The 23,774-nt window shown below is 67.2% G+C and carries 25 protein-coding genes and 1 pseudogene; 6 read left to right on the top strand and 20 right to left on the bottom strand.

Annotated features, from left to right (window positions below; genetic code table 11):
• Nucleotides 1–54 precede the first annotated feature (54 nt).
• From EVS81_RS06230 to EVS81_RS06215, 4 genes and pseudogenes are all read right to left on the bottom strand, one after another.
• Nucleotides 55–363: a hypothetical protein gene (locus tag EVS81_RS06230; protein WP_130109623.1), complete on the bottom strand. Its 309-nt coding sequence runs from the start codon at nucleotides 361–363 to the stop codon at nucleotides 55–57.
• Nucleotides 360–2,279: pseudogene (locus tag EVS81_RS06225) on the bottom strand (heavy metal translocating P-type ATPase). The gene EVS81_RS06230 and the pseudogene EVS81_RS06225 overlap by 4 nt, the downstream one beginning before the upstream one ends.
• The gene (gene cmtR, locus EVS81_RS06220) at nucleotides 2,276–2,635 is read right to left on the bottom strand and encodes a Cd(II)/Pb(II)-sensing metalloregulatory transcriptional regulator CmtR (protein ID WP_130109622.1); all 360 of its coding nucleotides are present in this window, start codon (nucleotides 2,633–2,635) and stop codon (nucleotides 2,276–2,278) included. Before cmtR ends, EVS81_RS06225 begins: the two are co-directional and overlap by 4 nt.
• A gap of 36 nt (nucleotides 2,636–2,671) precedes the next feature.
• The gene (locus EVS81_RS06215) at nucleotides 2,672–3,994 is read right to left on the bottom strand and encodes an NAD(P)-binding domain-containing protein (RefSeq protein WP_416447048.1); all 1,323 of its coding nucleotides are present in this window, start codon (nucleotides 3,992–3,994) and stop codon (nucleotides 2,672–2,674) included.
• An 86-nt stretch (nucleotides 3,995–4,080) separates the two neighbouring features.
• Here EVS81_RS06215 and EVS81_RS06210 point away from each other — a divergent pair, with 86 nt between their 5' ends.
• Both EVS81_RS06210 and EVS81_RS06205 read left to right on the top strand, forming a co-directional pair.
• A complete protein-coding gene (locus EVS81_RS06210; RefSeq protein WP_130109620.1) occupies nucleotides 4,081–4,434 on the top strand; it encodes an ArsR/SmtB family transcription factor in 354 nt (117 codons plus the stop codon).
• 23 nt (nucleotides 4,435–4,457) lie between these two features.
• Nucleotides 4,458–5,054 (top strand): GNAT family N-acetyltransferase, encoded by a 597-nt coding sequence (locus EVS81_RS06205; protein WP_338034666.1) that lies wholly within the window; start codon nucleotides 4,458–4,460, stop codon nucleotides 5,052–5,054.
• Here EVS81_RS06205 and EVS81_RS06200 read toward each other — a convergent pair.
• Genes EVS81_RS06200 through EVS81_RS06180 form a run of 5 tightly spaced genes read right to left on the bottom strand, consistent with a single transcriptional unit; the run spans nucleotide 5,026 to nucleotide 10,518 of the window.
• Nucleotides 5,026–6,543, bottom strand: coding sequence for an ATP-binding protein (locus tag EVS81_RS06200; protein ID WP_130109618.1), 1,518 nt, complete (start codon nucleotides 6,541–6,543; stop codon nucleotides 5,026–5,028). The two genes, EVS81_RS06205 and EVS81_RS06200, sit on opposite strands and share 29 nt — an antisense overlap.
• Entirely contained in the window at nucleotides 6,540–7,316 is a 777-nt protein-coding gene (locus EVS81_RS06195) for a hypothetical protein (RefSeq protein ID WP_130109617.1), read from the bottom strand. The genes EVS81_RS06200 and EVS81_RS06195 overlap by 4 nt, the downstream gene beginning before the upstream one ends.
• Before the next feature lie 12 nt (nucleotides 7,317–7,328).
• A complete protein-coding gene (locus EVS81_RS06190; RefSeq protein ID WP_130109616.1) occupies nucleotides 7,329–8,798 on the bottom strand; it encodes an SCO6880 family protein in 1,470 nt (489 codons plus the stop codon).
• 3 nt (nucleotides 8,799–8,801) lie between these two features.
• Entirely contained in the window at nucleotides 8,802–10,217 is a 1,416-nt protein-coding gene (locus EVS81_RS06185; protein WP_130109615.1) for a conjugal transfer protein TrbL, read from the bottom strand.
• 31 nt (nucleotides 10,218–10,248) lie between these two features.
• On the bottom strand, nucleotides 10,249–10,518 hold the full coding sequence (locus EVS81_RS06180; RefSeq protein WP_024355940.1) for a DUF6112 family protein: 270 nt from the start codon (nucleotides 10,516–10,518) through the stop codon (nucleotides 10,249–10,251).
• Nucleotides 10,519–10,601: 83 nt separating this feature from the next.
• Between EVS81_RS06180 and EVS81_RS06175 the strand changes: the two genes are divergently transcribed.
• Nucleotides 10,602–11,711, top strand: a complete 1,110-nt coding sequence (locus EVS81_RS06175; protein WP_130109614.1) for a hypothetical protein — start codon at nucleotides 10,602–10,604, stop codon at nucleotides 11,709–11,711.
• A 39-nt stretch (nucleotides 11,712–11,750) separates the two neighbouring features.
• Here EVS81_RS06175 and EVS81_RS06170 read toward each other — a convergent pair whose 3' ends face one another.
• The 11 genes from EVS81_RS06170 to EVS81_RS06120 all read right to left on the bottom strand — a co-directional run bounded on the left by EVS81_RS06170 (nucleotide 11,751) and on the right by EVS81_RS06120 (nucleotide 21,029).
• A complete protein-coding gene (locus EVS81_RS06170) occupies nucleotides 11,751–12,017 on the bottom strand; it encodes a DUF6112 family protein (protein WP_130109613.1) in 267 nt (88 codons plus the stop codon).
• Nucleotides 12,017–13,189 carry a M23 family metallopeptidase gene (locus tag EVS81_RS06165; RefSeq protein WP_130109612.1) on the bottom strand — a complete coding sequence of 391 codons (1,173 nt, stop codon included), beginning with the start codon at nucleotides 13,187–13,189 and terminating at the stop codon, nucleotides 12,017–12,019. Before EVS81_RS06165 ends, EVS81_RS06170 begins: the two co-directional genes overlap by 1 nt.
• A gap of 6 nt (nucleotides 13,190–13,195) precedes the next feature.
• Nucleotides 13,196–13,891: a hypothetical protein gene (locus EVS81_RS06160; RefSeq protein WP_130109611.1), complete on the bottom strand. Its 696-nt coding sequence runs from the start codon at nucleotides 13,889–13,891 to the stop codon at nucleotides 13,196–13,198.
• 79 nt (nucleotides 13,892–13,970) lie between these two features.
• Complete coding sequence (locus EVS81_RS06155) at nucleotides 13,971–15,038, bottom strand: ParB N-terminal domain-containing protein (RefSeq protein ID WP_130109610.1); 1,068 nt, start codon at nucleotides 15,036–15,038, stop codon at nucleotides 13,971–13,973.
• Nucleotides 15,035–15,901 carry a hypothetical protein gene (locus EVS81_RS06150; RefSeq protein WP_130109609.1) on the bottom strand — a complete coding sequence of 289 codons (867 nt, stop codon included), beginning with the start codon at nucleotides 15,899–15,901 and terminating at the stop codon, nucleotides 15,035–15,037. The genes EVS81_RS06155 and EVS81_RS06150 overlap by 4 nt, the downstream gene beginning before the upstream one ends.
• 75 nt (nucleotides 15,902–15,976) lie before the next feature.
• Nucleotides 15,977–16,405 (bottom strand): hypothetical protein, encoded by a 429-nt coding sequence (locus tag EVS81_RS06145; protein ID WP_130109608.1) that lies wholly within the window; start codon nucleotides 16,403–16,405, stop codon nucleotides 15,977–15,979.
• On the bottom strand, nucleotides 16,402–17,088 hold the full coding sequence (locus EVS81_RS06140; protein WP_130109607.1) for a DUF2637 domain-containing protein: 687 nt from the start codon (nucleotides 17,086–17,088) through the stop codon (nucleotides 16,402–16,404). Before EVS81_RS06140 ends, EVS81_RS06145 begins: the two co-directional genes overlap by 4 nt.
• Nucleotides 17,085–17,957, bottom strand: coding sequence for a bifunctional DNA primase/polymerase (locus tag EVS81_RS06135; RefSeq protein ID WP_240740056.1), 873 nt, complete (start codon nucleotides 17,955–17,957; stop codon nucleotides 17,085–17,087). The genes EVS81_RS06140 and EVS81_RS06135 overlap by 4 nt, the downstream gene beginning before the upstream one ends.
• Nucleotides 17,958–17,992: 35 nt before the next feature.
• On the bottom strand, nucleotides 17,993–19,075 hold the full coding sequence (locus tag EVS81_RS06130; RefSeq protein WP_130111316.1) for an ArdC-like ssDNA-binding domain-containing protein: 1,083 nt from the start codon (nucleotides 19,073–19,075) through the stop codon (nucleotides 17,993–17,995).
• A gap of 280 nt (nucleotides 19,076–19,355) precedes the next feature.
• Complete coding sequence (locus EVS81_RS06125) at nucleotides 19,356–20,198, bottom strand: helix-turn-helix transcriptional regulator (RefSeq protein ID WP_165384197.1); 843 nt, start codon at nucleotides 20,196–20,198, stop codon at nucleotides 19,356–19,358.
• A 399-nt stretch (nucleotides 20,199–20,597) separates the two neighbouring features.
• Nucleotides 20,598–21,029: a hypothetical protein gene (locus EVS81_RS06120; RefSeq protein ID WP_240739997.1), complete on the bottom strand. Its 432-nt coding sequence runs from the start codon at nucleotides 21,027–21,029 to the stop codon at nucleotides 20,598–20,600.
• Nucleotides 21,030–21,255: 226 nt separating this feature from the next.
• Here EVS81_RS06120 and EVS81_RS06115 point away from each other — a divergent pair, with 226 nt between their 5' ends.
• The 3 genes from EVS81_RS06115 to EVS81_RS06105 are packed head-to-tail and all read left to right on the top strand — an operon-like array spanning nucleotide 21,256 to nucleotide 23,631.
• A complete protein-coding gene (locus EVS81_RS06115; protein ID WP_240740055.1) occupies nucleotides 21,256–22,731 on the top strand; it encodes an MFS transporter in 1,476 nt (491 codons plus the stop codon).
• Nucleotides 22,718–23,272 carry a TetR/AcrR family transcriptional regulator gene (locus tag EVS81_RS06110; RefSeq protein ID WP_130109603.1) on the top strand — a complete coding sequence of 185 codons (555 nt, stop codon included), beginning with the start codon at nucleotides 22,718–22,720 and terminating at the stop codon, nucleotides 23,270–23,272. The genes EVS81_RS06115 and EVS81_RS06110 overlap by 14 nt, the downstream gene beginning before the upstream one ends.
• Nucleotides 23,269–23,631 (top strand): DUF3817 domain-containing protein, encoded by a 363-nt coding sequence (locus EVS81_RS06105; RefSeq protein WP_130109602.1) that lies wholly within the window; start codon nucleotides 23,269–23,271, stop codon nucleotides 23,629–23,631. Before EVS81_RS06110 ends, EVS81_RS06105 begins: the two co-directional genes overlap by 4 nt.
• Nucleotides 23,632–23,774: the final 143 nt, after the last annotated feature.

Raw genomic sequence — 23,774 nt, 5'->3', positions numbered from 1 at the left:
CACCGCTTTGCCGTGAGGTGTGACCCAGTGATCGCGTCACCGGTCGTTCTCGCTCTACCGGGATGCGCCTCGCAGCGCTGCTTCGATCTGCTCCTGCGTGGGCGCTCCGGCGTACCCGCTTCCTGTCGCGTAGACCCGGCACGCGAGCGAGCGAACCGGGGCCGTGGGGAACAGGTCGACGCCGTCGACGAGGATCGTGGGCGAGCCTCCGAACGGAGCATCCGCCGCCTCGGCCTCGGTTCGAATCGTCACCAGCTCGACGGGCACGTCCGCGAGCCCGAGAGCGTCCAGGGCGGCGCGCGCGTGCTCCTCAGCGACAGCTGTGTTCGGGCAGTCGACGATGTGCAGCAGTTCGACCTTCATGCGGTCGGCTCCTTCCGAGTCCGGGCGGCGCGCAGGCCGTTGAGGATGACGACGACCTCGGCGATCTCGTGCACCAGGACCACCGCTGCGAGCCCCAGGACGCCGAACAGGGCGAGCGGGAGCAGGGCGGTGATGATCAGCAGCGACAGGATGATGTTCTGGTTGATGATGTGCCGCCCCCGACGGGCGTGGTCGAACGCGCGCGGCAGCAGCCGCAGGTCATGGCCGGTGAACGCCACGTCGGCCGACTCGATCGCGGCATCGGAGCCGGTCGCGCCCATCGCGATGCCGATGTCTGCGGCGGCCAGGGCGGGTGCGTCGTTGATGCCGTCGCCGATCATCGCGACCGAGCCGTTCTTCTTACCGAGTTCGCTGATCGCGGTGGCCTTGTCCTCGGGGCGCAGCTCGGCGCGGACGTCCTCGATCCCGGCCTCCGCAGCGAGGGCACGTGCGGTGCGGGCGTTGTCGCCGGTGAGCATCGTCATCCCGATGCCCTGGGTCGCGAGGGTGCGCACGACCTCGGGGACCTCGGGGCGCAGCTCGTCGCGGACGCCGATCGCGGCAACCGGGACGTCGTCGCGGTGGACGATCACGACCGTCATGCCCTGCTCTTCCAGGCCTGCCACCTGGTCGCCGAGCGACCCGGCGTCCAGCCAGCGGGGGCTGCCGACCGTGATCCGCGCGCCGTCGAGCTTGCCCTCGATGCCGTGCCCGGCCTGCTCCGCCACGCCCTCGGCCGCAGGGGCATCTGGAGCGGCCGCGGTAATCGCGGCCGCGAGCGGGTGGGTGCTGTGCTGCTCCAGCGCGGCCGCCCAGGCAAGCGCCCGCGCATCGGTGATCCCGTCGGCGGTGAGGACGGCGGTGACGGCGGGCTCGTTGCGGGTCAGGGTGCCGGTCTTGTCGACGGCGACGTGGCGGATCACGCCGAATCGTTCGAACACGGCCCCGGACTTGATGATCACGCCGAACTTGCTCGCCGACCCGATCGCGGCGACCACTGTCAGTGGCACGGAGATCGCCAGCGCGCAGGGCGACGCCGCCACCAGCACCACGAGGGCGCGGGTGATCCACAGCTCCGGGTCGCCGAGCAGCGACCCGAGGGTTGCCACGAGCGCGGCGAGGATCAGCACGCCGGGCACCAATGGCCGGGCGATGCGGTCGGCGAGGCGGGCGCGGTCGCCCTTCTCGGCCTGCGCCTGCTCCACGAGCTCGACGATCGTGGTCAGCGAGTTGTCGGTGCCCGCCGCGGTCGTCTCGACCTCCAGCGCCCCGGCGGTGTTGATGGCACCCGCCGACACGGCGTCGCCGGGCTCGACCTCGACCGGGATCGACTCCCCGGTGATCGCGGAGGTGTCCAGGCTGGAGCGCCCCGTGCGGACGATCCCGTCGGTCGCGATCCGCTCGCCCGGCCGCACCAGCATCAGCTGACCTACATGGAGATCCTTCGCCGGGACTTCGACGGCTGTTCCGTCGTGGCGGATGGTCGCAGTCTCGGGGACGAGCTTGAGCAATGCCCGCAGCCCGCCGCGGGCGCGGTCCATCGCCTTGTCCTCCAGCGCCTCGGCGATCGAGTAGAGGAACGCCAAAGCTGCGGCTTCCTCGACATAGCCGAGGATCACCGCGCCGACCGCGCTGATCGTCATCAGCAGGCCGATGCCGAGCTTGCCCGTGAACAGCTTCCGGATCGCGCCCGGCGTGAACGTTGACGCCCCCAGCAGCAAACCGATCCAGAACGCCACCAGCGCCGGGATCTCGAGCCCGGATCACTCCAGGACCAGGCCGGTCAGGAAGGCGGTGCCGGAGAAGACTGGGACCATGATCCCGCGGTCCCGCCACCAAGGACGCTCCGCCTCCTCGGCTTCTTCGGCGTCCGCGGTCTCGGGCTCGTCGTGCTCGCAGCCGCACGCAGTGCTCATGCGCCTGCTCCCGTCCCGCAGCAGCCCGGCACGGTGCACTGGGCATCCATGCAAGGCGCGTGCTCGTCCACCGCGAGCGTCACGTCCACCAAAGCGGTCAGCGCCGCCGCCAGGTGCGGGTCCGCGATCTCGTAACGCGTCTGCCGCCCCTCTGGCTCCGCGACCACGATCCCGCAGTCGCGCAGGCATGTCAGGTGGTTCGACACGTTCGAGCGGGTCAGTTCCAGCTCGCGCGAGAGCACGGCCGGGTAGCTCGGCCCGTCGAGCAGGGTCATCAGAATCCGGGAGCGCGTCGGGTCCGCCATGGCCCGGCCGAGCCGGTTCATGACGTCGAGGCGTGAAGCAATGGTCAGCATTCACTGATCATACAGCGAATGCTGACTATTTGGGTATCAGCGGACCAGGGGTGGTGCCCCCAGCTGGATGAGCTGTGGCGCAGGCGCGCAGCAGGGCCCGGCCGCGGACTGCTCGTCGGGCGCGTCGAAGAGGCCGGAGCCTCCGCACACGCCCGTGTCGGGCAGGGCGAGCTCCACGCGCTCGGCGGCTTCGCGGTCTCCGGCGATCGCGGCGACGACGCTGCGTACCTGCTCGAAGCCGGTCAGGGCGAGGAAGGTCGGCGCGCGTCCGTAGGACTTCGCGCCCACGATGTAGAACCCCGGCTCGGGCTGCTCGAGGTCGGCCGCGCCGGTGGCCCGGACGGAGCCGCAGGAGTGCACGTTTGGGTCGACCTCCGCGGCGATGCGCGTCGGGGCCTGCAGGCGCATGTCGAGGTCGAGACGGATCTCGGAGAGGAAGGATAGGTCGGGGCGGAACCCTGTGGCGACGAACACCCGCGCCGCAGGCGCGAGCTGTCGGCCGTCCTCTGCAACCAGTACTGCCTGGCCGCCGTCGATGACGACCTGTTCAGTGCGGAACCCGGTGACGAGGTCCACGAGGCCGTCTTCGACGGCCTTCTTCGCGCGCTGGCCCAGCGCGCCGCGCTCGGGCAGTTCGTCGGCGCTGCCGCCGCCGAAGGTGTTGCCGACCGTGCCGCGGCGCAGCACCCAGCTGATCCGTGTTCCGGGTTCGCGCTTGGCCACCCTGGACAGGATCCCGATCGTGGTCGCCGCTGAGTGCCCGTTGCCGACCACCACGACATGCTGACCCGCCAGCGCACTGGCATCCTCGATCGCGGGCATGCGGTGCTCCATGAGGCCTGCCTCGATCGCTGCACGCTCGCCGAGGGCGGGAAGCCCGTCGGCGCCGGCGGGACTGGGCGTCCGCCAGGTGCCCGAGGCGTCGATCACGGCGCGTGCTTCGATCCGCTCCTCGCTGCTGTCCGCGGGCTCGACGTGCACGATGAAGGGCTGCTCAGCGCGTCCCGCATCAACCGAGAGATCGCGGCCCTTGCGCCCCACGCCGATCACCCGCGCCCCATACCGGATGCGATGACCGAGGGTCTCCGCGAGCGGCGCGAGGTACTGCTCGATCCACTGCGCGCCGGTCGGATACCCCTGAGTGGGCGCCATCCAGCCGGTGGGTTCCAGCAGGCGTCGCGACGCCGCATCGGTGAGCTCCGTCCACGGCGAGAACAGCCGCACGTGCCCCCATTCGGCCACCGCCGAGGCCGGCCCAGTGCCGGCTTCCAGGATGAGCGGGTTCAGGCCGCGCTCGAGCAGGTGCGCGGCCGCCGCGAGTCCCTGCGGGCCCGCGCCGATGACGACGACGGAATCCATATCAACCTCCATGCATTGATGTTCTTCGATGTGACAAGCCTGCCGAACGCATCGACATCTGTCAATACGTGAGGCAGAATGGAAGCATGGCTGCTCTCCGCTCGACGATTGACACGACACCCGCGCAGGGGCCGTGCTGCGCCCCTGCGGCATATCCGATGGTCGATGACGCGACCGCGCAGCAGCTCGCGAAGGTGTTCAAAGCGCTCGGCGACCCGAACCGGATCAAGCTGTTCTCGCTCATCACCGCGAGTGCGAGCGGGGAGATGTGCGTGTGTGATCTCACCGAACCCGTCGGGCTGTCGCAGCCGACCGTGTCGCACCACATGAAGCTCCTTGTCGAGGCCGGGCTCGTCACCCGTGAGCAGCGCGGCAAGTGGGCGTACTACCAGCCCACGACCGGCACCCTTGTCGACGCAGCCCGAGCATTCACGGCCTGATGGAGTCGCTCCAATTCAGGCCGATGGTCGAGGCTGACTGGCCCGAGGTCGAGAACATCTACCGGGCCGGGATCGCGACCGGGCACGCCACCTTCGAAACCGCTCCACCCAACACCTGGGCCGCCTTCGCCACCGGCAAACGCCCGGAACTCAGCCTCGTCGCCGTCGACTCCGAGGGGCAGGTTCTCGGGTGGGCCGCCGCCTCACCCGTCTCGGCGCGGGCCGTGTACGCGGGCGTCGTCGAGCACTCCATCTACATCCACCCGGATGCTGCAGGGCACGGAGTCGGCTCAGCTCTCCTGACCGCGTTCCTCGAACTCGCGGACCAGGTGGGGGTCTGGACGGTCCAATCGTCGATCTTCCCCGAGAACACCGCAAGCTTGCGCCTCCATGAGCGGGCCGGGTTCCGCGTCGTCGGACGGAGAGAACGCATCGCCCGCATGGAAGCAGGGCCATACGCCGGACGCTGGCGTGACACCCTCCTCGTTGAACGCCGCACCACAGCTGACCCTGCAGAAGCACGAGGTGAGGGTGCATCTTCCACGAACATGCACCCTCACGCGCACTCCAGCGGCCCGTCGACCCGCATCTTCACGCTGAATCGCCTTCAGAAATCCTGAACTTACGGGGAACGCCCTTCATCCGGGCGGTGGTGTCGAACGCAGCCAGCTCCGCCGGGTGGAGCTGATGCTGTACGACGAAACTGCGTTCCTTGATCCGCCACAGCCCCTGCCCGCTGCCGAGCCCTGGGAGGAGTTTCTGTTCGGTGCCGGTCAGCCCGAGAGCGGCAGCAGTAGCACCGAGTTGGTCGGGTTCTTGCCGGTAGATGATCCGCGTCTCCGCATTCGCCAGCAGCGAGTTCGCGAGGGCGCGCATCGCGGACCCTTGGTCGCCGACGTTGTCGAGGTCGGTGAGCTTATGGAAGATCAGCATGTTCGCGATCCCGTAATGCCGCGCGAGCCGCCATTGCGCATCCATCCTCCGCAGCAAGGCCGGGTAGGCCATGAGTCGCCACGCTTCGTCGTAGATCACCCACCGATGTCCACCGTTTGGGTCCATCAGCGCTGACTCCATCCACGCCGAAGAGCAAGTCATCAGCACCGAGATCAGTGTCGAGTTCTCCGCGACCCGTGACAGATCAAGGCTCACCATCGGGAGGGATGGGTCGAACCGCACCGTCGAAGGCCCATCGAACAATCCCGCGAGGTCGCCGGCGACGAGGCGTCGGAGTGCGTGGCCGACGAGCCTGCCGTCTTCGGCGAGCCGCCCATCGGTATCGGTTGCAGGTTCCGGTTTCAGGATGCGGTCGACGACCATCGGCAGGATCGGCACCTCCGACGAGCGAACGGTGTCTTGGAGGGCGAGGTCGATCGCGGTGTGCTCCAACGGTGACAGCACCCGATCCAACACCGTCTCCGCCAACGCACCGATGAGTTCACGACGACGTGAGGCAACTTGTGCCGCCCATTCCGCGTCGCTGGTCCCGGAGGTGCGGTGGCCTTCATCGAGCGGGTTGAGACGGTTCCGGAGCCCGTGACCGAGGACGATCGCTCTCCCGCCGACGGCTTCGGCGACGGCAGTGTGTTCGCCTTTCGGGTCGCCGGGGACGTAGACGCGGCGTCCGAACGGGATCGACCGCGTGTAGAGGGATTTGGCGAGGGAGGATTTGCCGGAGCCGACGATCCCTGCGAGAACGATGTTGGGTGCGGTGATGATGCCGCGGGCGTAGAGGGTCCAGGGGTCGTACACGAATGACCCGCCGGAGTAGAGGTCCTGCCCGATGAATACTCCGTCGGCGCCGAGGCCGCCTTCTGCGAGGAACGGGTACGCGCCCGCGAGCGTCGCGGACGTGTCCTGATGCCGCGGAAGACGAAACCTCCCCGGCGTCCTGAGCGCCGCAGGACCCGGCTCGCCCGCGGCGGGCAGGTAGGTGGTGTTGCGCCGCTCGGCACGCTCTGCCGCCAACCGTGCGCGTTCCTGGGCCTGATCCGCCTTGCGGGCGGCCGCTTCGATGTTCGCGGCGGCGTGCTTGCGCGCCTTCCGGTGTTTGCGGCGTTCCCCGGCGGGTTCGACCAGCGCCGCCGTATGGAGCTTCTGCCGGTCACTCACAGCGCTCGCCCCCGAGACGGCGACGACGCCTGCGAGGGAACGAACCAGTCCTCATCCTCTTCAACGGACGGCACGGTGCGACGAGCTCTCGGCGGGGCCGCCGTCTTTGCCTTCGCCGGCGGTGTGTCGAGTTCTCGCACTTCGGGGTGTGTGCGGTGCAGGGAGACGTGTCCGTGGTCGTGGTTGTAGGTCAGCACGTAGCCGCCCTGCTCGATCACTCGGTCGAGGGGTCCGGTTGGGGGTTCGTCGTAGATGTATCCGTTGACCAGCGCTGCTTGCGTGGTCTCGTCGCCTCTGTCGAACCCGGTCAGGTGCTCGATTGCCGCGTCCGTGCCGTCGCGGTCGATGATCGCCAGCACCTTATCGGCGTCCTGACCCTGTAGGAACACAATCCCGACCCACCGCGCAGGGGCTGGGGTTGAGGGTGCGGGCCGCCATGCGATGCGACCAGAGACGCCCATGGCCGCATCCACCTGGTCATGCACACCATCGAGCAGTGCCGCCGCCTGGCGCAGGTCGGCCGCGGCGGTGAGAGCGTGACTTGCGCCGGCACCCTGGTTTCCGGCGTCGTCGTAGGCACGCACCTGGTTCGAGACATGCACGGTGGCGAGTTGGTCGAGCACCTGCCGCAGAGACCTCACCCCGGAGAGGAGATCACCGAGCACCGCGTAGGTGTCGGCGGGGTCCTCGAACACGCGGGTTGCGTGCGCGAGCCCGCGGAGCGCTTCGGACGCTTCCGCAGCATCAGCGGTGGGGTTCTGGAAGGTCGGCATCACTCACTCCTGTCAGACGGTGCGGCACAGCGGCAGAGCTGCGACGGTGAAGGCTTGCGCTTGCTGTCCGACGAGGCGGCGGGTCTCGCAGGGTGCTTGGATGGCGGCTTGTTCGATCGCGGCGACGGCGGTGTCGAGTTCTTCCGGGGTGGGGGCGCTGACGCTGATGAGGCCGGTGTAGCGGAGGACGCCGTGACCGGCGGTGAGGTCGGCTTCTTGTTGCAGCACGTCACCGTATTCGGCGGTCTGGGAGGCGTCTTCGATCTGCCCCATCTTCTGCCGCTGCGCCGCGTCCGAGATCAGCTCGGTCTTCTTCCTCCTGATGTCCCGTGCCGCCTGATCCGACCGGATCGGCGTAAACACCAGCGAGAACGCCCGCTGAATCCCCGACGACAGCAGCACCGGCGCGAGGAACCCCGGATACACTTGCGACCTCGGCCACTCCGACACCCACAACACCGCGTGATGCGCGGAGTCCGAGCGCAGCCGACCCCACGACTCCGTGACCGCGACGGGGCCAGCGGTGGCGAGCGTTCGGCCGATGTCGGTGTGGCGTTCGAGGATCGCGGCGGTTGCGGGGTCGTAGGCGGAGCGGAGGATCACCGCGACCTGGGCGGGGGTGAGCCACCCAGTGACGGTGAGCTCTGCCGCCCGCAACGCGGTCACTAGGGTCGTCATTTCTTGGCGGAGGACGGCGGCTGCGCCTTTCATGCCGCCGCCATTTGTGCGGACCTGCCGTGCTGCGGCCTTGAGGTCGAGGGCGAGGCTGATGGTGGTGGCGTGGCGTTCCCCGGCGGGCCCGGCACGGTCGATGAGTTCCCGATACACGGTCGAGGTCCAGGAGCCGTCGTCGTGGCCGTGGCGCTGCCACCACTCCACGAGCCCGGAGCCGCCGTCGGGGAGGGTGCGTTCGCACACTTGGAGGCGCGCGATCCGTCCGGAGCGGCAGGTGGTGGCAAGCACCCGCCCCCAGGTGGCGACGCGGCGTTCCTGCTCGCCCGGGTCGAGGAGCACGAACGCGGGGTGTGAGACGCCGACGATCGCGGTGAGGGTCTGCTGGTGGGGGTCGTGGACCATCGCCGCGCCCGTCTCCGGGTCCTCCCACTCCCGCAAAGCCGCCGCATCACCCGGCAACGCCAGCGTCCCGGCGGGACGAGGCTTGACCACGCGTCGCCGGAACACGGTCTGCCGCTTCTGGGTGCGGGCGACCCAGCGGAAGGTGACGGGCACCCACTCGATCAGTTTCCGTCCGCCGACCGGGGTCCAGGCGAGCGCTGCGCACAGCAGCCAGATAGGTGCGGTCCAGGCTAGGAGGATGCCGCCGCCGGCGTAGAGGGCGCCGACGATGGAGAGGACACCGGTGGCGAGGACGATCAGTTGCGGGAGGGAGAGGCCCAGGAGGATGCCGCGGCGGGTGAGGCGGGAGAACTGCACCGCCCGCAACCCAAACTCCGCACCGCTCGTAGACTGTTGAGACGACATCGACTATCCCTTCCCGACGGACGGCTTCGGAGACGGTGCAGGCGGTGGCGATGACTTCGCCGGCGGCACCGAGGGCGCCGGCCTCGTAGGCGCGGTCGGTGCCGGGTTCGGTGCCGGTGCGGGTTGCACCGTCTCGCCCGCGCCCGCCGCGTGGCCTTCTGCTGCGCCACTGACGGCACCGCCGAGTTTCGGTCCCGCGGTCGCGGCAGCCTTCGCGACCTGCGCACCCACCACGACCGCAGCGGCAGGCCCCGCAGCCGCGGCCCCCGCGCCGGCCCCGCCACCCGCAGCGCCGGCTCCACCACTCGCGCCACCTGCAGCCGCACCGGCGCTTCCACCCGCAGTCGCGCCGCCGCTTCCTGCGGCAGGCGCAGCGGTTGAGGCTGGTACTGCGCCGCCTGCCGGTGCTGCGCCGCCGCCCTTGCCACCACCCGTGGGGGTGTCGCCGGCTCCGTCGAGCACCTTCTTCGCGCCGTCGCTCTTCGGTGCGGATGGGACGGGGACGGGGCGGTTGAGGGCGGATTTGGCTTCTTGTTCGGCGCTCATCGAGTGGTACATATCGAACCCGATGAACGTGACGAACTTATAGGTCATGTACGGGGCGAACGCAGCAATGAACATGAGCACGACTCCGGCGATGGGGTCGCTGATCGACGCAAGATCGAGTTCGATGGGCGCACTGACTTGGGTGATGGCGACGAGGAAGATCACCACGAGGACGAGTTTGGAGAGGATCAGGGCGATCACGAAGGTCGCCCACTTCCCGAACCATGCCTTGGTCGCATCCCACGAGAACCCGGCCAGGGCGATGGGGGCGAACACGATCGCGACCAGCAGGAGTGCTTTGCGGATCAGGAGCGAGAACCACACGATCGCCGCCGCCGATATGGCGAGCCCTGCGAGAAAGATCGTCACGATCGCCCCCACACCGGGGGCAGCGATGTTGATCCCCGCGAACCCCGCGGCAAGGAGCGTGATGCGGTCGCCGATGGATTCCATCGTGTTCCCGGTCGCCTGCACGATCCCGACCGCGAGCTGATCAGTGATCTCCAGGAGGAGGCCGGTGAGGCCGATCGCGACGAACGAGCCGAGGATGCTTTTCGCAGCCCCCAGGGCGGCGCGGGTGAGGGCGGTGGGGTCGCGGTGGATGAGGCCGGTGATCAGTTGCAGACAGAAGAAGATCAGCACCACGAACACCGCTACCCCGAACAAGATGTTGTAGACACCGATGTAGCCCTCGTCAGCGACGTCGACGAGGGTGGTGGTGTCGAACACCGCCCACACTGCCTCGAACAGCCATGCGGCAGCGCCGCCCATGGCTTGGGCGAGCCAGTCGAACGGGGCCGCGATCAACGTCGCCGCTCCTTGTCCGACGGTGTCGCACACGGCCGAGATCACCGGCACATCACACACACTCATCGCATCCTCCTTCCCGCGCGAACGATGGGGGCTAGACGGCTTGGCCGACGCCCCAGAAGAAGTTGATGAGCGTCACCGACGCCCCGCAAATGATCGCTGCCCCACAGGACACGAGCACCCCGACCTTCCCGCGCGACGCGAGGTGCGGGTTGCTGCTGTTCGCGCCAAAGCCCCACACGATCGCGGAGACGATCAAGGCGAGAACGGAGAGGATCAGACCGACGGTCATGACCGCGCCGACGATGATGCGCAACTGCTCGATACCGGGAAGCCCGGTACCGTTCGGATCAATATCAATCACAGGGGTGCTCCTTCAGCTCACACCGCCACCGAGGCGGACTTGCCAGCCAGGTGCACCACAGGCCCCTCGATACGCTGTGTTGGATGGAGAATCCCGACAGGACACCACTTACCGAGCGGAGCGACGGCTTCAACTACGGCTATGCGATGAACTGTGCCTGCGGAGAAGTCTCGGTTCTATCTGCGGAGGACTATTTCGCCGAAGCAGATGGCGCACACATGAAGTGCTCACACTGCGGAGCCAACATCCACTTTGGAATCGCTGTCGCCGCTCTCCGGGATCCGAACGATCCTGCGCTCGATGACGACGCTGTTGCCCGCTTCGCCTGGTACCACACCAGCACCGAGGCAGACTGGCCTTCGACGGACTATGCCCGCCGCTTCGTTGAAGACATGGAACAGGCAGACCATCACCCGATGAACCGGGATCACTATGTCTCGTTTCACACAACGAAGGCGCTACATCTTGGCACCTACGAGACAGCAATCGAAAACATGCTCCGGCGTATGCACGATGAGCACGATGGCGGGGAGCAGTTCTACCTCTACCGCGTCGCGATCCGAATCCTTCCCGGACGAATCAACTCGGGCTATCGAGACGAGAACCACGATGACGCAGCCCAGCTCACAACTGCTGAGCTCGACCGAGATGACCTCGATGCTGTCCGATACCTCAATGTCCACGAAGCAACAGGCGTCCTTTCGCTCGCCGTGCGACCAAACGTCATCGCTGCCGTTCAGCGCACTGCTCTTCCTCTTCACGAGATTGCACTGCCCCCAGTCCCTCAACTTCTCGACCGAGACATCGAGACTTTGGTGCAGGCGAAAGACGAGATGGAACAAGCGCAAGCCAAGATCGAGTCAATCCCTCACAGTCGCCGTCGGATGATGCACTTCGGGGTCTACGACGACCCGGACGGACTTGCGAAGAAAGCCGGCGACCTTGAACACCGATACTTCGAGTTGTGGAACCTGCTCGAAGACCGGTTGGCTGAGAGCTACCTGCCGGGAGTATCGAAGTCCATTCGGCGAGACTTCAACGAAGCGATGGCCAGCTGGAAGAGCGCGAACCCAACTGTTGATGCCGATGGATTCGTTGCGAGATATCGAACAATGGCCGCTCTGCTTGAAAAAAGTCCGGAAGTGATCAGCCACGTCGCTGCTCAGCCTTCACGATCCCTACTTTCTCCTTGATCGTGAACGTCGGAATCAGCCGACGAGCAAGAGCGGCACCTACAACCTTTCGCCGACGCCGAGGAGAAAGTTGACCCACGCAACCCCGGCCCCAGCGAGAGCGGCGGCCCCGAGAGCAACCCACGCTCCGAGGCGGGCTTTGGTCGCGGTGTGAGCGTTACCGGTCGATGAGGCGATGGCCCAGACGATCGCGGAGACGATCAGCATGAGCACCGCGATGATGAGCACGAACATCAACAGCGCGCCGATCACGGTGCGGAGGTCGTCGGCGGCTCCGACGCCGCCGAAGTCGGGGAACACGTCCATCAGCGTCCATCTCCGTTCAGGGTGCAGGTTGCGCGTGAGGTGTTGCTGCCGGTGATGCCTTCGGCTCCTTGGTCGGTGAGCCATTGGTCGGCGTCGATCGCGGGCTGACCGGTGCCGCCGGGCCGGATTTCGAGGTGGAGGTGGGGGCCGGTGGACTTCCCGGACGAGCCGACGTCGCCGATGTGTTGTCCTGCGGTGATGGTCATGCCTTCGGTGACGTGGATGCCGTGCTCCCACATATGCGCGTAGTAGGACGCGATGCGTTCTCCACCGACGGTGTGTTCGATGATGATCAGCCCGCCCCAGTTGCCGGTGTATTCGGCGTGGGTGACGATCCCGTCTGCGACGGCGAAGATCGGGGTGCCGTCTGCGGCGCCGTAGTCGCTGCCGGAGTGGAACGCGGTCTCGAAGGTGATCGGGTCGGTGCGCCACCCGAACGGGCTGGTGCGCACCCAGGTGCCCTCCGGCAACGGGAACACCACCCGCGTGGTCTCCGGCACCACCAACTCACCACCACCGCCCGACGAGGTCGGCTTTGTGAGGGCCGTGAGGATCGCTTCGGCGACCGGCTGATAGTTCTGATACCGGTCCGGGTACGCCGATACCTCCACCGCTTGCGCGGCTTCACCGGGGTCGAGTTGCTGCCATCCGGGGATGTCGAGCAGGCCGCGCGGTGAGGGGTAGTTGGGTCCGGTGGGTCCGCCGTAGAACGCGCGGGCCTGGTAGTTCGGGTCCATGAGCTCAGCGACCGTGCCCCACCCGGCCTGTGGGCGCATCTGGAACAGGCCGAGGGAGTCGTGATCGGAGGCATCCCCGTCGTTGGGGTAGTTCGCGGATTCGGGGTAGGTGCCGGTGTTGGCGAGCATCCGCAGATGCGACTCCGTGAGCGCCGCCATCAACGCGATCACCACGCCAGGTCGTCCGACACCATCGGTTTGCGAGCCTGTGGTGATGATCGTCGCCGCGTGGGTGAGTTGCTGACGGTTCAGCGTCACCGTCTCCCCGTTGCGAGCGGTCGCGGTCAACGAGTCCGGGATCGGCCCCACGATCAACGACCCCGGCGCGCACGCGGCAACAGCGGGGTTGGCGAGGACAGCGACGGACAGGAGCACGATCGCAGGGCCGAAGCAGACGACGGCTGCGGCGAGGGCGGTGAGGAGCTTCTTGAGCATGACCGGTCACCGCAGCGGGTTGTCGAGCTGCGACAGCCGCAACAGCGCACAGGTCTCGATGATCCGATCGGCGGGAGCCGGAGCCGGGTTTCGTTCGGGGGTGCAGGTGAGGAACACCGTGAACGCGACATCATGGGTCGTCGTGGCAGGGTCGGTGCCCCAGTAGCCGGTGCGGTGACGGGTGCCGGTGATCGTGTACGCGACCGCACCGTCGGGAATCTGCCCCGGAGCCGCCTGCGCCACGGCCGCCTCCCATGCGTCGGGGATCTCGATGGTGTCGATGGTGAGCCACTGCCGCGTTTGGTGGGTGCGGAGCTGCGCCCATGCCTCCGGGGTCGGCAGATACGCGCGAACATCGGAGGCTGCCGCGTCGGCTTCGGTGTCGGCGGTGACATCGGCGAGCATCTGCACATAGTCGGCCGGCCCGTACCCGCTGCTCGTGTCCCAGGTGAACAGAGCCTCCGCGACCGCCACCGCGAACTCTTCCGACCCGCCGAGCGCGGTCACCGGCTCCGGGGCGGCAGGCTCGGCGACGGGAGCTGTCACAGTCGGCTGATCCGAAGGTGTCATGTCGTCAGGCACGGTGGGCTGCGGTCCGCGGATGAGGCCGTACACGCCTACGCCAACGAGGAGGATAAGGATCAGACCGCCGGTGATGGCGGCGATGAGCATGGTGCGGCGGCGGCGAGTGGTGGGGTCCATCCTGGTGTCCTTCCGGGCGAATGCGGATCACCAGGCAGGTGCACCAAACCACTCAGCAACGCTGAGTACACCGGAGGGTTCAGGCGGTGTCGCGACTCGCGCTCCGCGCCACACGAGCGGCGTCAAGGAATGCGACTGTCGCGGCGACGGCGTTCTCGAACACTGACCACTGCTCACCTGAGAGCGCCGGGCCGATCGCATCTGGGTCGTAGCGTTCGGTCCAGGTGGCGAGCTCGTCCCAGAGGTAGGCGAATGACCTGACTGGCAGGAACTCACGCGCGGGTTCCTCGACGGCGTGGAGTCGCGCTTTCGCGAGCTGTGCGGGGCGTTTCTTGGTCGCGGTCTTCGCCCGCTCAACGGCGAGTTCGGCCAGCCGTTCCAGGTCCGCGGGTCTTGCGGTGGCTTCAAGTTCTCGCAGGCGGGCGGCGCCGGCTGCGGCGGTATCGCGGATGCCGGCGGGTTGTGTAGGGTCGCCCGCGAGGGTGTCGAGTTCGGCGAGTGCTTGCGCGGCGCGGATGCGATGCCCTGCCCCGGTGATCGATCCGCCCGCGTTAATCCGGTCGAGCTCTTCCTGTGCTCGCTGGCGCACATCCTCCGGCTCGGCGGGGTCAACTGCGAGGCGTTGCAGGTCGTTGATGCGTTCCAGCGAGGTATAGGCGTTTCGGCCAGTGACCATCAGCGCCGCCTGCTGCCGAGTGTCGCCATTCTGCGGTGCCGCCACCGTGGCGGCACCGTGTGACCTGGGATTTTCGTGTTTCGAGGTGAACCGTGACGCTTCCTGCCGACTCGCCGCATCCTCGACCATGAGTGCTTTCAGCTCGGCATAGAGGGTGGCTTCCTCGGTACGGGTGAGGGGCTTGTGGAGCAGGTTGTCGTCTTGCTCGGCGAGGAGCAGCCCCAGGGTGGTGGAGATGCCGGAGCGCACCCACACGTTCACGGTCTTCCACCCGAGCTGCCGGATCGCAGCCAAGCGGCGGGCGCCGCAGATCAGCATCCCGTCCGGGGTAATCGTGATCGGCTGCAACAACCCATCCCGCACGATCGACTCGATCAGGGCATCGAGATCGCCGTAGTCTTCCCGGTGCCGGCGGCCAGCCCAGATTGAGGAGACCGACCGTTCCAACTCGATGTGTCCTGGCTCGCTCATGGCCGGCCCCGCATGACACCAGGAGCGGCAATCTTGATCGCTGTGCCGAGTGCGGCATCGTCCATGAGATGCCGCAACGATTCACCGATCAGCAGCCGCAACAGCACGCCACGACCCGCACTGGTGCCGGTCAGGTGCGCGTCGGGTGCGCCGAGGATGATCCGCAGCAGCCGGTACCAGGACGGGGCGGGGATGTCGAGCAGTGCGCGGGCGTGACGATCCCGCCGCAGCGACTCATACGCGCCCGCCCGCGAGACGGACTCGGCGAGGCGCGCACAGACGCACTCGACCGCGGCCCGCGCGATCTCCGGCTCCCACGCGTGCCAGCACAGCAACGCGATCGTGTCTTCAACAGCGGACTCCACACCCGTGCACCCCGGCTCCTCAAACGCTTCGCCGTCGTCATCGTCGTCGGTGGCGAACGGGTCGGCGCGGAATGCGGGGTGGTAGTCGGTGAGGGGGTTCTCCCTGTCGGAGAACCGTTCGGCGTCATGGAAACTCGAGTACCGGGGCCGTCGCGCCTGGTGCACCGAGCAGAGCAGCCCGTTGGCGCGGTTCTCGGCGATGCAGGTGATCTGCACGGCCCGGGTGATCACCGCCCACGGGTCGTCCGCCCGCCGGACAGCGGCGGTGCGCATCGCCTCGAACGCCGCGCCTGCCGCCTCCCAGGGGTCGAGCCCGTGTTTGCGGGCGAGGGCGGCGTATTTCTGGGCGGCGTGCTGCATGAGTTCGGCGGCGACCAGGTCAGTCCGCCAGGCGTCAGGTCCCTCAGCATCGAGTCGGGTGAGGAGTTCGCGGAGTCGTTCTGAGTTTTCGAAGCCACGACGGTGATCGTTGCGGCGCGGGGTGTGGGGTTGTGGCATGGTGGCACCTCCTGACAGGAAGGTGCGCACCGGCTCCCCGCCAGCGCCGCCGCACCGTTCCCTGTCCACGGCGGCTCACCCCAGTCCGATCCCCGACGGCCGCACCCACGACGACGAGCGATACCGATCCTGCGGCTCGAACACGTCGAACGACTCGAACACCGACGGCTCCGGCACTACTCGGGCGGCACGTCGATCACGGAGGTCGCGTGCCCGGTTCCGGGTCGCACGGTACGTCTGGCCGGGTGCGCGGCGGACGCGATGCGCGAGCTCCGCCTGAAAGTCGATGCCACGGCCCGCGAGCCGGGCGCTGCTTGCTGCGATCAGATCGGATGGACGCACCCACGCGATCCCTCGCCCCACCCGCGAACCAGGACCGCTGGCCGTGGCGGTGAGGGACGGGTCGCGATGCACCGCGAACGCCGACCGCTCCACCTCTGAGCCCGCCGCTTCGTGTCGGGCTTCCGGCGCCTCGCTGCGCTCTGCCTCTGCATGCTCGTTCACGGTGCCTCCTTCTTCGACTCGCTACTGCGCGGGGTGAACCAGCGGCCCACGGTCGAGGGGTGCACGCCCAGGTGCCGGGCGATCTGCTTGTTCGACCAACCCGCCACCTCCCGCAACTCGGTGGCTTCTGCCCGCCGCTCACTCACCGGCACCGCCGGTATCCCCGCAGCGTGCACTGGTTCACGTTCTCGCAGGGCGACCGTCTGCGATGGAGCAGCGGTCTCGGCCGGAGCGTCCTCGATCATGTCTGCGTCCGGCGTGGTGGTGGGGCGGGTGAGGATGACCGTGAGGTGCGTGATCGACAACAGCACCAGGGGCGGGATCGCAGCGACCGACGCGGCGAGCACGCTAGGCACGTCAATGTCGGCGGCGATGATCGCGTGGATCGCGTTCGCTGTCACCGACACCACCGCGCCCGCCGCGAGCAGAGTCCACGGATACCAGGTCGGTCGACGCTGACTGGCAAGGGCGACGACGGCTACCGTCGCGACGACAATGATGCCGTCCACAATGAGCGGCCACGCCCACGCTTGCCCTGCATCAATCCCAGACCGCCGTGCGAGATCGGCAAGCGCGGTGAACGACAGCCAGAACGCACCGGCGGCGATGAACACCGTCCCCGCGATCGCCGTCACCACCGCCAGACGGCGACCCCGCGGAGAGACGACTTCGATGGCGCTCATGACAGCATCCGTCCCGGTGATCCGCGCACCAGACGACGCTCATCCAGCTCAGAATCCGTGGCAGTTCGCGGTATGGGACTCGTGGTGCGGTAGGCGGAGCGGATCGTCGCCATGATCTCCCGCGACCCGAGCCCCGCGTGCTCCGCGGCAGGCCCCAACGCTTCGAGCGTTGAGTCGGGCGAGGTGCCGGCTTCGGCGAGGCGGCACGCGGCCCAGAACAGGCCACGGTTCCGCTCGCCCTCACCACGACCCGCTACCCATCCGGCGAGCACATTCGCATCCGACCCCCGCCGGCCGACCCGTGCTGGACGAGCAGCGTCGATAGGGATCGGGGTGCGGGGGTCCAGGAACTCGCGCAGACGCACCGCATCCACCGGGGCCGGCGCATCGCCGGAGGTCACGATCAGCCGATACGGTGCCCGGACTCCGCTGGGGCGCAGCACTTGGGAGGGTGGGGCGATGATGTAGCCGCCGTCGCCACGGAAATCGACATGCGCCCGCGCCGCCTGCCACGACGACTGCACACGACCCGGGTCCGACGGATAGTAGGCGTGCAGCCCGCCGGAGGGGGTGCGCACGAGTGCCGCCCACCCTGTCGCATGCCCTTCACGGTGCGCAGCACGGAAGGCAGGGAACCCGGTGACGGCCTGGTGCACATCGACATCGACGACCTCCGCCCCGGACGCGGCACCCGTAGGGATACCGATATTCGCGGACGGCCACCTCGACCACCACATCCCCACTTGCTGAGGGTCAGCGCTTGCGTCATGGAACCCTCGGCGCACGAGCGGGCGCTTCTCACCTGGGACGCATGGGAACACCGGCACCCCGGCAGCCGCGAAGCGCGCGGCTGCATCAGCGAGTGGCATCCCGTTCACCTCAGCGAACACGTCGAGCGCGCCCATCACAGACTCCTTACCGACCCGGCCGTCACCCGGCGGGGTTCTTCAGCCAGCGGATCAGCGCCGGGTGCCCGTTCAGACGCAGCAGGCTTCTTGGACGGCGCATCACGGTTCAGACCGGGAGGGTCACCGTTGCTGACCTGCTCGGTCGGGAGTTGGTCAAGGATCGACGCCGCCGTCTTTCGGACGCGTTCGCCGGTGGCTTGGACGACCTCGGCCGGGGATTTCTCCGGCACCGTTGCCGCCCACCCCGACACATACGGCACCGTGTAATCACTCGTGTCCATGCCGTGAGCAGCAGCGACCATCAACGCGACAGAGTCCGCCTCCACCTCACCGATCCCACGATGCCCCGACGCATCCGGGTTCTCCGGGCCGTGCAGGAGGACGTGCGCGAGCTCGTGCACGAGGGTCTTCACCTGAGCTGCATCGGGCATGTTCTCCCGCACCGCCACCGTCTTCGCGCCAAAGTCGGTGAGGCCGTTGGCGCCGTGGATCATGCCCTCATGCGGCACCCGCAACACCGTGAACCCCTCCGCCTCCACCAGCCGCGCAATGCCCTCCCAGAGCCCGTACGGTGATTCGCCCTCCAGCAGCCGCGGCGACGGCGGTGCGGGGATCGGATCGCCCGCGGTTTGGGAGACATCCCAGACATAGGCAGGACGCACCCCGACCATGCGCGACCGCACCGCCTCACCCGGCTTCGGCTTCTCGAACCGTCCGAGCCGGCGCCACGATTCCGCGACCTTCGGGGTGAACGATGCGAACCGGCCGGTGACCGGGGCGAGGATCATGTACCCCGACTGGCCCTTCTCGACCTGGCGGCCAAGTGTCTGCCATTGCTTGAACCCCGCCACGTACGTCGGTACCGGCTCCGCAACCCTGCCCGCCTCGAATGCGCTCTGGTGCTGCGCGAAGATCAGCAGGGTGTTGTTGAACGAGCGGGCGCGGAACCTGGCCGCGAACTCCAACGCTCGTTTCCAGTCCTGCCCTGAGACGAGCTGATCGACCGCAGCCGTGAGTCGCTCATGGAGGTGGTCGAGCTTCGCATCCCGCGTAGCTCGTGCGTCCTCGTACATCGCCATTCTTGATCTCCTCCCGGCGGGGTCAACGGCAGGTAGCGGTGATCCCTGCGACCATGAGGTGCGCCGGGACATCAGGAGAACGAGACGGACAGCAGGCCGAAGCGGCGACCGCCAGGCTCCACTATGAACCCGACGTGTCTGCCCTTGCCTACCTCATGAGCAGCGTCTCGCGATAGCAGCGGGGGCATCGTCGAGCCGAAAACCGCGTCCCGCGAGACAAAGGCCGCGTCCGCCGCGTCCGCCGCGTCCGCCGCGGTGGTGCGGTGGATGAGCGGCTATGTCACGCGGCCGTGCCGCCTTCGACGTGCGGGTGAGGGCTTCGACGGAATTGGGACGGGGAGATCCCGAACCGCCGCCGGAACCAGGCCGCCGCGACCCTTGCGTCATTCCAGCCCACGCGCCGAGAGATCACACCGATCGGCAATTCCGTTTCTTCCAACAGCCGAGTGAACTCCGTCGTCCGGGTCTCGGTGAGGAATCGCATTGGGGTAGTGCCGAACTGGTCGGTGAATAGTCGCGTCAGATGTGGGCGGGACATCGCTACCGACTGTGACAAACGCCTCATGTCCCAATGCTCTGAGATCCCGGAAAGCAAAAGCTGCGCTGCCCGCGCAGCCGTCCCTACGGATGTCCTCACCGTCAACCTACCGCCGACGGGTGAGACGGGCGGGGTATCGTATGCGACCTCGCGTTGATCTGGGACGACGAGGGCTTGCACGGACTGTTCGACCGCATGGGAGAAGAGCGTGAGTGTTCGTGCGGCGACCAGTTCCGGAGGGTGGTTTGAGCTGGCGAGCACGCTCATCTGCCGCCAGAACCGTTCGGTTCGGCGGAGCACGTCTGCACCGGCGTCGACGACGATCGGTGCGCCCCGCCACTGGGCAGGATGTACCTGTGGAACTACGCGGCCCTGCACAGGTAGCACCCAGCGCATGTGTGAGCGGAACAGCGTCTCGTCAACATAGACCGTCCACAACCGGACGGGCCCGCGAGGCAGCACGGAACACCACACGCCTGCGCCGACGGCAAAGGAGTGTCCCTGTCTTACCGACACCGCACCCAAAGCTGTCTCGACCTCGGCCGCGCCATCCATGACAGACACCAGCTTCGCCCGGTCGAACACTGCACGGCGTGTCGGTCGGGTACGACGACTCTCCATCGCCACCACTGGCAGGACAAAACTGGCTCCCACCAGAGCAGCGGAACCATCGCTCGTGTTCAGCGCCGGCCGCACCGATTCGGGAGGGCTGTATCGTTCAGGGGAGAAGGGAGACTGTGGCTGTTTCCTCATTACGTTTCGCAATGCGGAGGACGCCAGTTCTGGTCAGAACAGACCTCCGTAACCGTCCCCATCACCCAAGCAACAAAGAGATCATGCAACTGCTCGTCCCCACCACGAACGCCGCAAACAAGAGCAGACCCACCCACGCTTCACGGGAGAGCCGATCCGGCGGCCTCGGGGTTTCGAGCGATTGGTCCTCGGATACGGGCACTGCCTTTTCTGCATCGTCGGGTACGGAACTCATACGGTAGCCGCCAGCTTCGCGATATCACCGGTCACGGCAACGGTGAGGACGACGAACACGATCCCGATGAACATCGTGTACATCCACTTCAGTCGATGGTCGGCGCGCCAGAACCGTCGGACGCTGGCTACACCGTTCACCGCAGCGAACACGCACAGCAGCAGGCTGATCGGGGTGGCGACAACTCCGAAGAAGCTGATCACGGGGACCAGCAACGGGATCAGCACGTAGCTCACCACACAACGCACTCCGGACAGCACCAATGAACGCCGGAACGACCGGTGGGCTGCCAGCTCGGTGCCGCGGTCGACGACAGACACGCGGAGTACCCGTCGCATGGCGACGTCCGCCCGGCCGCCCGCCACGTTCGCTGCATCGCTCGCGGGCTGACCGGCTAGCTGCCCTTGTTCACTGACGCTCGTCCCCACCGCTCTGCCTTCCACACGGTCACCCTTCTCCTCCTCGACGCCGGTACTCGTTGCCAGGTGAACAGACCGCGCCTTTTCTATACCATAACGTATAGTTTCTTTGGCGGGTCGCCGGAGCTGCCTGACGACGATAGCGTAACCGTACGAATGGTATAGTTATGGTATGAGTGTGTCTGCAGGGGTGAGACAGGTGTCCCGGGCCCAACGGTGGGGACTGTTGGCGACGGTGAGTGCCGGGTTGTTGCTGATCGTGTTGGATAACTCGATCCTCTATACGGCGTTGCCGACCTTGACGAAGGAGCTGGGAGCGACGGGGTCGCAGGCGTTGTGGATCATCAACGCCTACCCAGTGGTGATGGCCGGGCTGCTGCTGGGCTCCGGCACCTTGGGGGATCGCGTTGGACACCGTCGGATGTTCCTGATCGGCCTGGTGATCTTCGGGGCGGCGTCGCTGCTGGCGGCGTTCGCGCCGACGGCGTGGGTGCTGATCGCCGCCCGGGCGCTGCTGGCGGTGGGGGCGGCGACGATGATGCCTGCGACACTCGCGTTGATCGCGGTGACTTTCGACGATGAGCGGGAACGGAACATCGCTTTCGGGGTGTGGGGTTCCCTGTCCACTGTCGGGATGGCCCTCGGTCCGATCGTCGGCGGCGCACTGCTGCAGGTGTTCTGGTGGGGATCGGTGTTCCTGATCAACGTACCCGTCGCTGCGGCTGCATTCATCGCGACCATCATGCTGGCCCCTCCGAACGACCCGAACCCAGCGAAGAAGTGGGACCTGTTGTCCTCGATCTGGGCGTTGATGGGCCTGGTCGGTGCGGTGCTGACGATCAAGGAGTTCGCCCACACCCCGCAGAACTGGCTCCTCATCGTCGGCGCTGGCCTCATCTCCGCTGTCGGGTTCGTGCTGTTCACGCGCCGGCAGAAGCGGCTAAACGAGCCGCTGCTGGTGTTCTCCATCTTCCGCAACCGGGCCTTCACCTCCGGTGTGATCGCCGCATCGTTGGCGATGTTCGCCGTCGCCGGCATCGAGCTCATCACCACCCAGCGCTACCAACTCCTGGAAGGCTTCACCCCCCTGGGCGCCGGCCTGCTGGTCGCGGCGCTCGCGCTCGGCGCCCTCCCCGCCTCCCTCATCGGCGGCGCCATCCTGCACCGGACAGGTTTGCGGCCCATCATCACTGGGGGACTCACCACGGCACTGGTCGGGGCAGTACTCATTCTGATCGGGGTGCACATATCGTTCCCTGCGTTGATCGTGGGGCTCATCGTGGTCGGCGCCGGGACCGGGTTCGCGATGTCGGTCGCATCCATCGCGATCGTCGGCAACGCACCCCCCGGCCGGGAAGGCATGGCCTCCTCTGTCGAGGAAGTTTCCTACGAGTTCGGTTCACTCACCGCGGTCGCCATGCTCGGCAGCCTCATCACGTTTATCTACTCGACCGTCATTCGCCTCCCGGCCGGTGCACCCGATCAGGCACAGCAGAGCCTGCCCGACGCTCTGGCTGTCGTCGACGCGTACCCGGAAGTGTTCGCCGCAGCGCATGCCGCCTACAACACCGGGTACACCATCACGATGATCGTTATCAGCATCATCCTCGCGGCAGCCGTCGCCACCACCGCCGTGCTGCTTCGCGGCTCCGGAGCACGTAACATTGCCAGCGCCCCAGCACAGAAAAGATCCACTGATGCGTCCGAGTAAACGCGACCTAATCCTCGACGCCGCACTCCGGGTCGTCGCCCGCGACGGCGTCACCGCCGTCACTTACGAATCCGTTGCAGAGGAAGCAGGCCTCACCAAAGGCGGACTCGTCTACCACTTCCCATCCCGCGAAACCCTCCTGACCGCGTTGCAAGAGCACCTAGCCGACCAATGGGAGGCAAACCTCACAAACGCTGCGGGAAAGCCTGTCGACCAGCTCACTGACCGGGAACGGGACGTCGCCTACGCGCGGGTCGCCGCCACCAGCGCCGACCACGCCGAGCTCCTCCTCATCCTCGAAGCCTCCACCACTCCCGAACTCGCGGCCCCGTGGACACGACTGATGAACATCTGGACACCGCCCACACCAACCAAGGCACCCCTCACAGATGACGAAGCAACCAGGATCATCGCGCGTCTTGCCGCCGATGGCCTCTGGCTCTACGACACCATTACCGGCATCCCGATGTCCAGTGAGGTCCGCGCTGAACTCGGCGAACGCATCGCCAACCTCGTCAACCCGAACCATTCGGGCGCATGACCCTCACGGACAGGCTCGCCACCACCGCCACGAGGTCAGGCTCCTTCCGAGTCGCGCGGGTGCTGTTCCGCGCTACGGCGATTGCCGAAGCCATCAGCTGGGCGGGGATGCTCACGGCGTTGGCCATCAAGTACCCCCTCCATGGTAGCCCCCTCCCTGTCACGATCTGGGGCTGGGTGCACGGCATCGCCTGGCTCGCATTCGTGGCCGCCTGCATCGCCGCCACCATCCGATTCCGTTGGTCGTGGTGGGCGCTCCCGGCCGGCCTCATGCTCTCAGTGATTCCGTTTCTCACCCTGCCTTTCGAAATCTGGATGAACCGTACTGGAAGGCTCGACCCGCGGCATGCAAAGTGCTGATGACGAAGCGTCTACAGACAGTCGGAAGCGCGATTGCGTGAAAGCGTCGCAGCTTCCTTAGCCGGTGATGACGGTGCAGCCGTCGCGAAGCTTGTTCAGCGCGGCTACCGCTTGATGCGGAAGCACTCCGTTGCCAAGTGCGG

The sequence above is a fragment of the Leucobacter triazinivorans genome, from assembly GCF_004208635.1.
Classification (GTDB): domain Bacteria; phylum Actinomycetota; class Actinomycetes; order Actinomycetales; family Microbacteriaceae; genus Leucobacter; species Leucobacter triazinivorans.
The sequence above is the reverse complement of the archived record's forward strand: the minus strand, read 5'-3'. Positions and strand labels throughout refer to the sequence as shown.

What these genes read in the sequence shown, in the direction of transcription:
- EVS81_RS06155 (WP_130109610.1), bottom strand. Translation starts at nt 15,038, where the DNA reads ATGAGCGAGCCAGGACACATCGAGTTGGAACGGTCGGTCTCCTCAATC.
- EVS81_RS06215 (WP_416447048.1), bottom strand. Translation starts at nt 3,994, where the DNA reads ATGGATTCCGTCGTCGTCATCGGCGCGGGCCCGCAGGGACTCGCGGCG.
- EVS81_RS06140 (WP_130109607.1), bottom strand. Translation starts at nt 17,088, where the DNA reads ATGAGCGCCATCGAAGTCGTCTCTCCGCGGGGTCGCCGTCTGGCGGTG.
- EVS81_RS06105 (WP_130109602.1), top strand. Translation starts at nt 23,269, where the DNA reads ATGACCCTCACGGACAGGCTCGCCACCACCGCCACGAGGTCAGGCTCC.
- EVS81_RS06205 (WP_338034666.1), top strand. Translation starts at nt 4,458, where the DNA reads ATGGTCGAGGCTGACTGGCCCGAGGTCGAGAACATCTACCGGGCCGGG.
- cmtR (WP_130109622.1), bottom strand. Translation starts at nt 2,635, where the DNA reads ATGCTGACCATTGCTTCACGCCTCGACGTCATGAACCGGCTCGGCCGG.
- EVS81_RS06195 (WP_130109617.1), bottom strand. Translation starts at nt 7,316, where the DNA reads ATGCCGACCTTCCAGAACCCCACCGCTGATGCTGCGGAAGCGTCCGAA.
- EVS81_RS06190 (WP_130109616.1), bottom strand. Translation starts at nt 8,798, where the DNA reads ATGTCGTCTCAACAGTCTACGAGCGGTGCGGAGTTTGGGTTGCGGGCG.
- EVS81_RS06210 (WP_130109620.1), top strand. Translation starts at nt 4,081, where the DNA reads ATGGCTGCTCTCCGCTCGACGATTGACACGACACCCGCGCAGGGGCCG.
- EVS81_RS06135 (WP_240740056.1), bottom strand. Translation starts at nt 17,957, where the DNA reads ATGCCACTCGCTGATGCAGCCGCGCGCTTCGCGGCTGCCGGGGTGCCG.
- EVS81_RS06110 (WP_130109603.1), top strand. Translation starts at nt 22,718, where the DNA reads ATGCGTCCGAGTAAACGCGACCTAATCCTCGACGCCGCACTCCGGGTC.
- EVS81_RS06170 (WP_130109613.1), bottom strand. Translation starts at nt 12,017, where the DNA reads ATGGACGTGTTCCCCGACTTCGGCGGCGTCGGAGCCGCCGACGACCTC.
- EVS81_RS06150 (WP_130109609.1), bottom strand. Translation starts at nt 15,901, where the DNA reads ATGCCACAACCCCACACCCCGCGCCGCAACGATCACCGTCGTGGCTTC.
- EVS81_RS06230 (WP_130109623.1), bottom strand. Translation starts at nt 363, where the DNA reads ATGAAGGTCGAACTGCTGCACATCGTCGACTGCCCGAACACAGCTGTC.
- EVS81_RS06165 (WP_130109612.1), bottom strand. Translation starts at nt 13,189, where the DNA reads ATGCTCAAGAAGCTCCTCACCGCCCTCGCCGCAGCCGTCGTCTGCTTC.
- EVS81_RS06175 (WP_130109614.1), top strand. Translation starts at nt 10,602, where the DNA reads ATGGAGAATCCCGACAGGACACCACTTACCGAGCGGAGCGACGGCTTC.
- EVS81_RS06160 (WP_130109611.1), bottom strand. Translation starts at nt 13,891, where the DNA reads ATGGACCCCACCACTCGCCGCCGCCGCACCATGCTCATCGCCGCCATC.
- EVS81_RS06130 (WP_130111316.1), bottom strand. Translation starts at nt 19,075, where the DNA reads ATGGCGATGTACGAGGACGCACGAGCTACGCGGGATGCGAAGCTCGAC.
- EVS81_RS06185 (WP_130109615.1), bottom strand. Translation starts at nt 10,217, where the DNA reads ATGAGTGTGTGTGATGTGCCGGTGATCTCGGCCGTGTGCGACACCGTC.